This is a genomic window from Gluconacetobacter sp. (genome assembly GCF_047721585.1).
Lineage (GTDB): Bacteria > Pseudomonadota > Alphaproteobacteria > Acetobacterales > Acetobacteraceae > Gluconacetobacter > Gluconacetobacter dulcium.
Genome location: NZ_JBDNXE010000131.1, coordinates 1 through 10012, shown reverse-complemented (window position 1 = coordinate 10012; position 10012 = coordinate 1). Strand labels below are relative to the sequence as shown.

General features: G+C 61.8%; 18 protein-coding genes. 1 reads left to right on the top strand and 17 read right to left on the bottom strand.

Features of this window, described 5'->3' with window-relative positions; all coding sequences use genetic code 11:
- The 17 genes from ABF821_RS17560 to ABF821_RS17480 form a co-directional block, all read right to left on the bottom strand.
- Nucleotides 1-214, bottom strand: a 214-nt coding sequence (locus tag ABF821_RS17560) for a hypothetical protein (protein WP_415530990.1), incomplete at its 3' end; no start/stop codon positions are given.
- The gene (locus tag ABF821_RS17555) at nt 211-672 is read right to left on the bottom strand and encodes a phage protein GemA/Gp16 family protein (protein ID WP_415530989.1); all 462 of its coding nucleotides are present in this window, start codon (nt 670-672) and stop codon (nt 211-213) included. The genes ABF821_RS17560 and ABF821_RS17555, both read right to left, overlap by 4 nt.
- On the bottom strand, nt 669-989 hold the full coding sequence (locus ABF821_RS17550) for a hypothetical protein (RefSeq protein WP_415530988.1): 321 nt from the start codon (nt 987-989) through the stop codon (nt 669-671). Before ABF821_RS17550 ends, ABF821_RS17555 begins: the two co-directional genes overlap by 4 nt.
- Before the next feature lie 7 nt (nt 990-996).
- Entirely contained in the window at nt 997-1635 is a 639-nt protein-coding gene (locus ABF821_RS17545) for a DUF3164 family protein (RefSeq protein ID WP_415530987.1), read from the bottom strand.
- Between the two features lies 1 nt (nt 1636).
- Complete coding sequence (locus tag ABF821_RS17540) at nt 1637-1903, bottom strand: hypothetical protein (protein ID WP_415530986.1); 267 nt, start codon at nt 1901-1903, stop codon at nt 1637-1639.
- A gap of 8 nt (nt 1904-1911) precedes the next feature.
- Entirely contained in the window at nt 1912-2154 is a 243-nt protein-coding gene (locus tag ABF821_RS17535; RefSeq protein ID WP_415530985.1) for a hypothetical protein, read from the bottom strand.
- Nucleotides 2155-2433: a hypothetical protein gene (locus ABF821_RS17530; protein WP_415530984.1), complete on the bottom strand. Its 279-nt coding sequence runs from the start codon at nt 2431-2433 to the stop codon at nt 2155-2157.
- Nucleotides 2430-2606, bottom strand: a complete 177-nt coding sequence (locus ABF821_RS17525) for a hypothetical protein (protein ID WP_415530983.1) — start codon at nt 2604-2606, stop codon at nt 2430-2432. Before ABF821_RS17525 ends, ABF821_RS17530 begins: the two co-directional genes overlap by 4 nt.
- A 131-nt stretch (nt 2607-2737) precedes the next feature.
- Nucleotides 2738-3721 carry an AAA family ATPase gene (locus ABF821_RS17520; protein ID WP_415530981.1) on the bottom strand — a complete coding sequence of 328 codons (984 nt, stop codon included), beginning with the start codon at nt 3719-3721 and terminating at the stop codon, nt 2738-2740.
- A 58-nt stretch (nt 3722-3779) separates the two neighbouring features.
- Nucleotides 3780-5756, bottom strand: a complete 1977-nt coding sequence (locus tag ABF821_RS17515; protein ID WP_415530980.1) for a transposase domain-containing protein — start codon at nt 5754-5756, stop codon at nt 3780-3782.
- Nucleotides 5743-6069 carry a hypothetical protein gene (locus tag ABF821_RS17510; protein WP_415530979.1) on the bottom strand — a complete coding sequence of 109 codons (327 nt, stop codon included), beginning with the start codon at nt 6067-6069 and terminating at the stop codon, nt 5743-5745. The genes ABF821_RS17515 and ABF821_RS17510 overlap by 14 nt, the downstream gene beginning before the upstream one ends.
- Nucleotides 6070-6346: 277 nt before the next feature.
- On the bottom strand, nt 6347-6658 hold the full coding sequence (locus ABF821_RS17505; protein WP_415530978.1) for a hypothetical protein: 312 nt from the start codon (nt 6656-6658) through the stop codon (nt 6347-6349).
- The gene (locus ABF821_RS17500) at nt 6658-7116 is read right to left on the bottom strand and encodes a hypothetical protein (RefSeq protein WP_415529864.1); all 459 of its coding nucleotides are present in this window, start codon (nt 7114-7116) and stop codon (nt 6658-6660) included. Before ABF821_RS17500 ends, ABF821_RS17505 begins: the two co-directional genes overlap by 1 nt.
- Nucleotides 7113-7388 carry a hypothetical protein gene (locus tag ABF821_RS17495; protein ID WP_415529863.1) on the bottom strand — a complete coding sequence of 92 codons (276 nt, stop codon included), beginning with the start codon at nt 7386-7388 and terminating at the stop codon, nt 7113-7115. The genes ABF821_RS17500 and ABF821_RS17495 overlap by 4 nt, the downstream gene beginning before the upstream one ends.
- Nucleotides 7385-7660 (bottom strand): helix-turn-helix domain-containing protein, encoded by a 276-nt coding sequence (locus ABF821_RS17490; protein ID WP_415530977.1) that lies wholly within the window; start codon nt 7658-7660, stop codon nt 7385-7387. The genes ABF821_RS17495 and ABF821_RS17490 overlap by 4 nt, the downstream gene beginning before the upstream one ends.
- Nucleotides 7657-8499: a ParB N-terminal domain-containing protein gene (locus tag ABF821_RS17485; protein WP_415530976.1), complete on the bottom strand. Its 843-nt coding sequence runs from the start codon at nt 8497-8499 to the stop codon at nt 7657-7659. The genes ABF821_RS17490 and ABF821_RS17485 overlap by 4 nt, the downstream gene beginning before the upstream one ends.
- The gene (locus ABF821_RS17480; RefSeq protein ID WP_415530975.1) at nt 8496-8906 is read right to left on the bottom strand and encodes a helix-turn-helix domain-containing protein; all 411 of its coding nucleotides are present in this window, start codon (nt 8904-8906) and stop codon (nt 8496-8498) included. Before ABF821_RS17480 ends, ABF821_RS17485 begins: the two co-directional genes overlap by 4 nt.
- Nucleotides 8907-9003: 97 nt before the next feature.
- Here ABF821_RS17480 and ABF821_RS17475 point away from each other — a divergent pair, with 97 nt between their 5' ends.
- A complete protein-coding gene (locus ABF821_RS17475) occupies nt 9004-9768 on the top strand; it encodes a LexA family transcriptional regulator (RefSeq protein WP_415530974.1) in 765 nt (254 codons plus the stop codon).
- Nucleotides 9769-10012 lie beyond the last annotated feature (244 nt).

Below are 10012 nucleotides of genomic sequence, written 5' to 3'. Positions count from 1 at the left end.
ATCCTCGCGGCGAATACGCCCGCCGGAGCGCCTGATTCCGCGCCCGGTCAAACGGATCGGTCAGCTCCCGCTCCAGCATCGATCGAACGGCCGCATGCGACACACCAACCGCGCGCCCGATCGCGCAGAGCGATTCCCCGGCGATACGCATATCCACGGCCTCGCTGCGCATCTCGGCCGTCCAAACGATGCGCTTTCCCTTTACGCCGCTCATGATTTCCCCCTCAGCAGGCGCGCCCGCCACGCTTTCAGCCCTTCGATGACCTGCATTGCCTGTTCCACGGTCAGGAACTCCGGCGCCGATACGCCAGTCTGTTTCTCTATGTGTGCCCGCAGAGATTCCACGGAACCACCGCAAGCAAGCATCGTCCCCATGTCGCGCCACAGGGCATAGATCTTGCGCACATACGCCTTCGCGCTATCCGGTGTGCGGCGGTTCCCGGTCGCCAGCTTCGGCTTCCAGCCCAGGCGCCGGAACTCCCTCAGCACCGCCTCGATCTGACCGACCGACATATCCTTGGCGCTGTAATGGCCGCCGACGCGAACCAGAACCGCACGATAGCTGTCATCGTCCAGGCCCAGTTCTTTCCGCGCGATGGCCAGCTTCGTATAGAGCACGCCCCGCGCGGGGTTGCTCGGCGTAGTGCCGAGCATGTGGGGGCGGCGCGTCATGGGGTGGGCTCTTTCATGCTGAGAGTGACTTTTCCCTCTTCCCGCAAAGAACGAACCCTCTCTGCCGCCATATCAACGCATTCAAAGCAAATCCCGTTATTGTTGAGGACCAGAAGCCTATTAACCTTATCCGCCTCGCGCCAGCACCAAGGACAAACCACAGGCTCGGCACGCGGAAAATTCCCGTATGCACAGCCATCCGTCACTGTAGCAGCAAGGCGCTGGGCCACATCGGCGATCTCAGCGTACGTCCACTTCCCATTTGTGTGCGTCGCAGCCAGCTCCAGGCAACGCATGCGGATTTCCTTGTCTTCCATCACACCCTCACAACCGCGAAAAATCGACGACAAGCTGGTCGCGCGTGCGGCTGAGGTCCGGCCGCGTATGGCACGTCACCGCCGATTTCGACGAAATGACCACAAGGGAGTCTTCCAGCGCGCGCTTCGCCTCGGGCCATTGCGGATGGTCGATCACCATGGATTTCAACTTCAGGATCGACCCGACATTCGGCTGTCCCGTCTTCTTGTCGGTATCGAAGGCCCGCATGACGATCGCCCGCAGGGACACGCTTGCCTGCTCGGTCAGATCGTCGAGGATCTTCCCGATCAGCGCCTGGGCGATACCGATCTCCGGCGTGACGCGATAGTAATCGCGCTCCTCCAGCTTGATCTCGGTATGCGTGTCATATGTGCGAATAGTCATGCCGCCGCGCGTGCCGCCCGCGCGCATGCCATATTCCTGCTCCAGGAGGCCGCGAAACGCCTCCAGCTCGGCGAAAATCGCGGCTTTCTCGGCGCGGTTATATTCCGCCAGCGCCTCGAACCGCTCACGGATTTTCTCCGCCACCTCGTGCTGGAGGATCACCGACGCACGAATGCAGCTGACGGGCACCGCGCGGCCCTGCGCGTCCGTCAATGTCCTGACGGGAGGCTTTTCGGTCATGACCGTGGAATCGCTATTCATCTCAATGCACCACTTTCTTCGGTGTGTTGTGTGCCGCGAACAGGCACAGCAGCATGGCGACCAGCGTCATCCGAGCTGCGGCCTCGACCGCATGCCGGGCGGCGCCGTCCAAATCTCCTGCGTTCTCGCATTTGAAGAAGGCCGCGACCTGATCGGCCGCCTCCCCCATCATCTCATCCGCGTCTCCCAATCCATCTTTGGCGCGGCACATGGCCTGCACGCCGATCCGCGCCACGACGCAGTCCAGATCGCCGGTCGTGGCGTGCATTCGCCCGCTCACGGCCGCACCTCGACGAACTCGGCATCCATAATCGTCAGATCCATCTTCGTCAGGGTGTGATCGACCACCGCCGCGCCGACCGCGCCCTCGATGTCGATCGCCAGACGCATCAGGAAATCGCCCAGCTCGCGATGCTCGGCGGCGCTGAGCGTGACCGGGCCGGAGCACGCATGCGCCAGCTGCGCCGCCTCGCGCATCCGGCGCGTGCAGCTTTTGATCTGGGTCAGGGGTGTATGCATCTACCGTCCCTCCAATCCGGCCGCGATCTCACGCCCGGTCATGCTGCCGGGCAGGCGATCGAAGAAATCCAGGATTACGACCTCGACGGGCCGAGGGTGCGCGCCCCACGAGCCGCGAAGCCAAAGTGCCATGTCGGCCGCAGTAACTGCCTCGAAATCGGCCATGAGCGCCCGCATACGCGACACCAGAGCATCGAACCGCTCTGCCGCGTCGAAAATCGTGTCCATGGTCACGTCGTGCAGTGTGTCCATCACCGACATGGTCAACGTCTCGCTCATGCCGACCTCCAGAAGCGCTTCTTCTTTTTGCCGTCCATCTTCCCGATGAACTTCCAGCCCGTCTCCTTCGACACCGCCGTGAACGACGCCTGCCAGGACGGCACCGCCTCGGTGACGAAGATCGAGTCCCCGACCTCCATGCTCCGGATCAGTGCGGCCCGGCGCTCCCTCATTCCCGATCCGGAGGGTCCCCGCACGTTCGTCGGAAATGGCACGTTCTTCTCGATGCCCGGCAGGGCCGTGCCCCCCCCCGGAGGAGAAGCTGCTCAATACTGTCATGGTCTTTCCCCTTCAGGTTCGCGCGTTACGCGGCTTTCTTGACGACACGAGGGAATTCCCCGGTCATGTGGACCTCCCACGACGCTTCCATGTCCCCCATGGTCACGCTCTCCCGGCCGTGGACCCGCGCCAGGCGCATCGCGTTGCGCAGCACCTTGGTCATCGATCGCAGCGCACCCTCCCGCTGAGCGATGTTCTTGGCGACAGTGATGACATCGGCATCGTCCAAGCCCCATTCCTTCAGGATCGGGCACACATCGCTCTGCAACACGGACTCGACGTGCCGACGATGACCGATGCGGCTGAAGATCTGCGCGTGATCGGCCGTGCGCCCAAGGCCGTCGATCTTGCCGATCAGCGGCGCGTTGCCGCACAGCACCACGCCGATCTCGGCCTGATCGTGGATTGACCGCAGCATCTCAATCGCGGGCACGCCCAAATGCTGTGCCTCGTCCACGATCAACAGTCCGGCCGATCCGGACAGTTGCCGCAGCACGGCACGTTCCTGGCGGGAACCACGCACCTGCACCCCGATCTGCTCTGCCAGTTCGTCCAGGATCGCGCTCGGGCTGGTCTTTTTCGGTGTGGCCGTGATCACCCAGACATTGTTGTTCTGGCTGGCATAGGCGCGGATCGCCATCGTCTTGCCCACGCCAGCCTTGCCCGCGATCAGACCCATGTCCGGGCCGAACTGCGCGCCCTCCATGACCGTGAACAGACGGTTCGCCGTGCGCGTTTGCACAAATCCGGGCACAGTCGGCACCAGAGACCGTTCCTGATCGCGGCGCACCAGGCCATCCAGCCACCGCCGAGCCTTCTCCGCACGCTTCTCGTTGTCACCGTTATACGTGCCGTTCAGCCAGGCGGAGAACGTCTGATACGCCTCGCCCATGGCGTCCGCCGCCTGCCGACGCGAGATCCGGCGCCGCTCCAGTTCCTCCTGGACCCGCTGCCGCAGCGCGTCATCGTCGGACGCGCCATTCTGGTTGCTCATGTTGTCGTTCGTCATTACTGTGGGGTCTTCCCTGTTATGTTGATCTGGTGACGCGGCGGTGAGATATGCCGCGTCACTCTTCTTCGTCTTCGACGGGGCGGAGATAGCCGCGCGCAACGCGCTCCATGGCCATCGCCCGCTCCAGATCGTCTTCGTCCTCGTCGGCGAATGCCGCATGCGCCAGCGCAGTATTGCCGACGACAACGGGGGATTTCGGGAACAGCGGCCGCACGACCTTTGTGCGCATCAGCTCTTCCGGGTCATCGTCCGGCTTCCGCATCAGTTCGAAGACCTGCTTCGGCGTCAGCGTGCGCTCGGCGTCCAGACGCATCTTGGCCGCCTTCTGCAACTGGCGCTCTGCCCTCTTCTTCGTTCCGGCCGCCTCGGTATTGTCGAAGCCCGTACGCTCAATGACCGGAGCATTTCCGAGGAAATGGCCCTTCGCATCGAATACATGCAGATCCAGATGCAGGTTCTGCGGATCGAACCGGACGACAACCGACGCACCGTGATGCTGATGCAGGAAGTCCGCCCAATACCGGTTGCCCATGAACCGGATCGATCCGTCCTTCTTGTTGACCGTGACCTGTTCCGCCGCCATCAGCCACAGATGGCGCTGCTCCGGGCCGGCCTGCCTGATGATGCTGCTCTCGTAGCTCTCCCGGAAAGCCTGCTCGAAGCTCTTGACCCCACCGCAGACCAGCGTGTCGCGGTTCTTGCGGGTATTATGCTCCTTAATGCCCGCTGAGAGCACGCTCAGAAACAGATCAAGAGGCACTGCCGCCGATCCGTAATTGTCCGGCTTGGCATCGACTTTATTGCCGACATAAGCCCCCGCGAAAGCCGGATGCTTGGCAATACTTTGCGCCATATCCCGGAACCCACGCTCGATCGGCTTGGACTGTCCGGAATAGACCGAAGCCCAATGCACATCGATACCCAGGACGGTCATGACGCCATTGACGTCGCCCTCTTTCACCTTGAACCGGTAACGGGTTTTCGTGCCGCCAGTCAGGCGCTTCGAGGCAAAGGCGCGACCGTTATCCAGATACGCCTTGGTCGGGATGCCCCATTTCTCAACCATGTCGCCCAGGGAAAGCTGGACCATGTCGGTATTTTCCGACCGGTCCACCCGCCACGACAGGATCATGTTCGAATACAGGTCCTGCCAGGCCACCATAATCGGACGTGCAATCGTGCCATCCGGCCACATTACGAAAACGTCGAACTTGTGACCGTCTGCATTCACGCCGTCCAGCGCATGCATATGCGTCCGGTCACGCTCTTGTGGCGGCAACATGGCCTTCACGGCGTCTCGGCCGCTGCGCGCCAGCTTCACGACCTCGGCCGGGATCTCGTCGATCCAGCGGATCAGCGTCTTCGCGGAAGGAATCACCCAACCATTCTCTACGGCCGCGTCTTCCAGATCCCGATAGCAGTCCGCATGCGTCCGCTTCTCGGGGCGGAGGAAGTCGGACTTGTAGAATTCCCAAGCCGCCTCGTCGCACCCAGCCCGCTTCAGGGTGCAGCCGACATGGCCCGGTGCCAGAAACGGCAGCCAGTGCGGACGCGGCACGAACTTCACCCGCCGCCGCCAGTTCATGACCGTCGTGCGCGGCAGGCCGGCCGCCAGACGCACCTCGTGAACGGCCTCTTCCACCGTCAGGCCGCTATCCGCCAGCCGCTGGATACGATCCAGGTATCCCAGTATCTCCAGCGCCTTCGCCTTCTGGCGCTCCGACTTCCCCGCGAATGCCCGCCATTCCTCGGAATAGCGCGCGTCGCTCTCGGCCAGCGCCGCCCGCTCCGACGCCTCCGATACGTCCTGAAACCGCGTCATCCACGCCAACTGCGCCACCCGATCCAGCAGCCGGTAATGGTATTCAACACCACCACCGGCCCCCTGACGGGGGCGCCACGCGATATTGCGCCATTCCGGACGGTTCCACTGGTGCTGTGCGGCCCGCTTCTGGAGCGCGCTGGCATCGGGAATGCCCGGCAAGCCAAGCTCCGCGATCTCACGCACCGTCGCCCACTCACGCTTCAGCATCGCCGCCCCCATCACCCTGCTGGTGGCAAAGGATGCGGGCCTCCCCATCCAGACGAGCCAGCACGCTGTCGCGGCACTCAGGGTCGATATGCGGCGCGATGAATTCCGCGATGTGATGCTCATCCACCGCGATCAGGCACAGCATCTGCGCCACGTCCGGAGGCAGATGCATCAGCGACACGGGGTGCTTGATCATCTCCCGCGCCAGTTCATGGAACGCGATCCGGCAGGCGCTATAGGCGCGATGCCAGTCCCGCATCTCCGCCAGCACCATCTCGAACGCGGACGGTGCTCGGTCAGCAGGCGCGCTCATGCCGCCACCTGCCGGGGCTGGGCGGCACGGCCGGCCAATTGCCAGACTCGCGCCGCCCGTTCCACCATGGGGCTGTCCACACCAACCATGGAGGAATTCGTGTCCCAATTTATGCTCTTCCCGCCGGCTGGGGAATCCTCACCTGCGCCGTCAGATGCTTCTTCGGCTGCGCAGGCCATTTGGGAAAAAACGCTCGAATTTGACGTTTTTGATATTTGCATGACAACTGTGTCCGCCAATAATTCGAATGAATATTTATTCGAGGTGACTGCTAAGGTCAGGATAACTTGCCGCGGCGACGCCCAAATGAAATTTGAGGGTTCGGTTTCGACGCAGTTCGATATCCTTCCAGCCATGAAGCCAGATACGATGGCCGATCACTTGCGGAATATTCTCGTGCGGCAAATACAAAGAGCGCAGCCAGGAACCGGAACTGCGAGATAGAAAGGCTCACTTTCGCCTCACCTTCAGGGAGACAATTGTCAAAGGACATCACTCCCTGACTATCTTCCTGAACAACGAGGCCAAGCATCTCTGCGGTAAAAAGCGCACCACCTTCAAAGAGGACTTCTTCCGTTACTTTGACCATCACCGAACTCCCCGAACGGCCTGGCGCCGGAGCATCCGCTCACGCTGCGCCAGGTCTTTTTTCTGTTCACTGACCGCCGCCAGTTCGATCATCGGCAGATACCGCCGCTCGATCACTGCCCAGCCGTGCGGCTCCGCTATGAACTCCAGCAGCCGGCGATCCGCCGTCGCATGCACCAGGGCGTCGAAACGCGGCACACTGATCTGATGGCCCTCGCGCATCGCCGACGAATAGGCATTCAGCATCGGCAGGCTGACCGGCCGCTCCAGAATGGCCGACATCCGCGCCGCCACGTCCTCGCGAGACTGCCCGCATTCCTGAAGGCTGATCGAAATGGCCCGCGACAGCCGGCCCGAGAACGAATTGGCCCGAATCAGCCGCTCGTCGAACTGCACCACCGGCTCCGGCGGCATCCAGTCCAGCAGGGACAACTGTCCCGGCACGGGACGGCGGCTCATGCCACCCTCTTCAGGGTCAGCATGCCATAGCCGGGCAGCAAGCCCTGAACGGTCTCAGGGCCGACCGTCCTCACGACCTCCAGGACATTGACCAGGGCCACGCCGTCAGCATCCCTGTCGGTGATGTCGTGCAGCATGATCAGGTCGCCATTCCAGACGTTGCCGCACCCGGAAATCTCGACTATCGAAACAATCGCCCCGCAATTGCCGTTCATGAGTTCGGCCGCCACGACAAGCTCCGCCGAAGACATGGTATGGACGCGCCGCTTCATGCCGCACCCCCACGCGCCCGCGCATCCTCAGCCAGGATCGCCAGCACATCGTCAGCCGAGAAATCCAGCGCCCAGAACAGATCCAGCATCGCGCCGAACCCGATCTCCGTTGCCCCACTCTCGACATTCCGCACCGTGCCGATCGAGACATTCGCATCCGTCGCCAGATCGATCGCCGTCAGGCCCTGCCGGGCGCGTGCGTCCTTGATCCGCTGCCCGACGAACCGCCGCACGTCATGCGCGTGGGCGTTCTGTGAAACCGGATGTTTCATGACGCCAACGCCCCCCGCACGATCTGGTCACGCGAGATCAGACCCGCCTTGACCAGTTCCTCCAGCAGTACCCGCTGGGCCGGCGCATCCATCTTGATGATCTTCGCCGCCGCCTTGCGGCCCATCGCCAGCCACATCGCCTCGGTCGGGATGGGCGCAACCTTCTCCTCGGCCAGCTCCGAAGGCTTCTTCCCGGCTTCCAACGCCTTCTTGACCAGCACGACCTGTTCGATCTCGTGCTCGATCTTGCCGATATAGAGCAGCTCCGCCCGGTCGTCGGCCAACGTCGTGCCCTGGAGCGCCCGCACCGTTTCGGGCTGGAGGGCGCGATACAGGGCGATGTATCCCTGAATGCTGCGCTCACTGACGCCCAGCTTGTCGGCTGCATCGACCGTGAAACGGGGGGCGGAGCAGTTCGCAACGGTTGCGAACTGCTCCGACAGCCGGTCGCCGCCATTCCGCGTCTGCGGATACAGCCGGAGATAAACCTCCTTCCGCTCATACAGCGACCGCGCCCGCGACAGCACATCCAGATCGTCGCGCAGCAGATTATCGTCGATCTCTCTCAGCCGCGCCTGGTCGGCGTTCAGCTTCGAGATGATGGCATCCAGACTGTCCCAGCCCAGCATCTGCGCGGCAAACAGCCGCCGGGCACCCGCCACCAGGATATATTTCGGCGCGCCTTCCTCGCCGGACCCATATCGTATTTCAATCGGAGTATCCTGCCCGCGCTCCGCGAAACTCTCGGCGACGATCCCGGCGAAGCCGCTGTCGACGGGGCGGATACGGGCATCAAAGCGCGGATCGATGTCCGCCAGCTTGACCTTCTTGACGTTCATGCCGCCACCCCGTTTGCACGAAGACGGTCGGGAATCCGGCAGGTAGGTTTCCGATCAACGACACGCGAAATCGGAGTCCCGTCCTTGTGGAAACGGTCTGGAAACACCTCATGCGGCGCCTTCTCCAGAAGCTCGGCGATGCGCCGTTCGGAGCGGACGGAATTTCCCGGCTTGTGGATAGCTGCGGTCAACGCATTGGGGTTCAACCCCAATTGGCGACTGATGCTAGCCAAACTGCCATACCGCTTGCGCAGCTCGGCCTTAATGTCTTCGACATGCATTGGCATTGCGCACGGCTTTCGTGCCATATTGCGCCCCTCGTTCGAACCAGGCCGGCACCAACCGGCCTTTATTTTCAACCCCGGATCAGATGTTACGGTCTGATCCATAAGCCAGAGGATAATCATATGAATGGCTATTCACAAAGACAAATGTCTCTTCCGAACTTAAATTTCTCGTAATGATAGTAGACAAACGTCTATCTATCTGAATTTTCATAGATAAATGGCTGGCGCGCGCGATCAGATGGAACCCGCACGGAATTCCGACCCCGACGACGAAACTGCGGCAATCAAGGCGAGGGCCGAGCGTCTGAAGATTGCTGTCCGTCAGGCGGGAGGAAATAGCCATATAGCTACGATTGCTGGCATGCATGTTGGGACGCTGAACAACTACATCGCCGGCCGCGACATGAAGGCGAGCGCTATGATCGCGCTTGCAAAGGCATGCCGAGTGTCTCTGGACTGGCTAGCCGAAGGGGTTGGCTCCATGGAGTCCGAGGGTGATGCCGCAGCATTCCCCGCGCACCAGGCGTTTGTCGCTGCCAACCAAAATGTCGTTGATGTTCGGTATTACGACGTTCGCGCATCGGCAGGATTTGGTCTTCTGAACGATGAAAAGCCAAAGCCGATCATTATTCAGATATTTAAGGCCATACTTGATAAGGTAAACGTCCACCCGAACGACGCTATTATTATTCACGCGAATGGTGATAGCATGGTTCCGACAATCAATAGTGACGACGCGCTTGTCGTTGACACTAGACGATCAAGCAACCTCTCGGGCGTCTACGTCATGGTCCTCAATGGCCAGCTGCTCGTGAAGCGCCTCTCCCTCCGCGCCGACGGCAGCATTCGCATCTCCAGCGACAATACGATATACCCGCCGGACGAGGTGCCGCTGGAGAATGTGTGCTGGGGCGAGGCGGAGCGATCCGACCAGCTCTGCATCGTCGGGAAGGTCAAAATGCTCTTCCATGAGATGCCCTAAGAACCGATTACGAGCCGCTGAGAGCCCCCTGAGCGCCCGGCGCCGACAGTTCCAATCCAACCGTCCGCCGGCGGGGTGAAATCACCCCAAGTTCCAAATCCACTGTCCGCGCCGCGCGGGGCCTCACGCCCCCCTTGCAATCCCCACACCCAGCGCGCGACCGCCGATTTCTGTCCCACCACATCCCGCCTTGTGCCACCACATCCCGGATCTCCACCAGTTCCAGTTCCAGTGTCCGGGTTCA

What these genes read in the sequence shown, in the direction of transcription:
- ABF821_RS17555 (WP_415530989.1), bottom strand. Translation starts at nt 672, where the DNA reads ATGACGCGCCGCCCCCACATGCTCGGCACTACGCCGAGCAACCCCGCG.
- ABF821_RS17550 (WP_415530988.1), bottom strand. Translation starts at nt 989, where the DNA reads ATGGAAGACAAGGAAATCCGCATGCGTTGCCTGGAGCTGGCTGCGACG.
- ABF821_RS17545 (WP_415530987.1), bottom strand. Translation starts at nt 1,635, where the DNA reads ATGAATAGCGATTCCACGGTCATGACCGAAAAGCCTCCCGTCAGGACA.
- ABF821_RS17540 (WP_415530986.1), bottom strand. Translation starts at nt 1,903, where the DNA reads ATGCACGCCACGACCGGCGATCTGGACTGCGTCGTGGCGCGGATCGGC.
- ABF821_RS17535 (WP_415530985.1), bottom strand. Translation starts at nt 2,154, where the DNA reads ATGCATACACCCCTGACCCAGATCAAAAGCTGCACGCGCCGGATGCGC.
- ABF821_RS17530 (WP_415530984.1), bottom strand. Translation starts at nt 2,433, where the DNA reads ATGAGCGAGACGTTGACCATGTCGGTGATGGACACACTGCACGACGTG.
- ABF821_RS17525 (WP_415530983.1), bottom strand. Translation starts at nt 2,606, where the DNA reads ATGAGGGAGCGCCGGGCCGCACTGATCCGGAGCATGGAGGTCGGGGAC.
- ABF821_RS17520 (WP_415530981.1), bottom strand. Translation starts at nt 3,721, where the DNA reads ATGACGAACGACAACATGAGCAACCAGAATGGCGCGTCCGACGATGAC.
- ABF821_RS17515 (WP_415530980.1), bottom strand. Translation starts at nt 5,756, where the DNA reads ATGCTGAAGCGTGAGTGGGCGACGGTGCGTGAGATCGCGGAGCTTGGC.
- ABF821_RS17510 (WP_415530979.1), bottom strand. Translation starts at nt 6,069, where the DNA reads ATGAGCGCGCCTGCTGACCGAGCACCGTCCGCGTTCGAGATGGTGCTG.
- ABF821_RS17505 (WP_415530978.1), bottom strand. Translation starts at nt 6,658, where the DNA reads ATGGTCAAAGTAACGGAAGAAGTCCTCTTTGAAGGTGGTGCGCTTTTT.
- ABF821_RS17500 (WP_415529864.1), bottom strand. Translation starts at nt 7,116, where the DNA reads ATGAGCCGCCGTCCCGTGCCGGGACAGTTGTCCCTGCTGGACTGGATG.
- ABF821_RS17495 (WP_415529863.1), bottom strand. Translation starts at nt 7,388, where the DNA reads ATGAAGCGGCGCGTCCATACCATGTCTTCGGCGGAGCTTGTCGTGGCG.
- ABF821_RS17490 (WP_415530977.1), bottom strand. Translation starts at nt 7,660, where the DNA reads ATGAAACATCCGGTTTCACAGAACGCCCACGCGCATGACGTGCGGCGG.
- ABF821_RS17485 (WP_415530976.1), bottom strand. Translation starts at nt 8,499, where the DNA reads ATGAACGTCAAGAAGGTCAAGCTGGCGGACATCGATCCGCGCTTTGAT.
- ABF821_RS17480 (WP_415530975.1), bottom strand. Translation starts at nt 8,906, where the DNA reads ATGATTATCCTCTGGCTTATGGATCAGACCGTAACATCTGATCCGGGG.
- ABF821_RS17475 (WP_415530974.1), top strand. Translation starts at nt 9,004, where the DNA reads ATGGCTGGCGCGCGCGATCAGATGGAACCCGCACGGAATTCCGACCCC.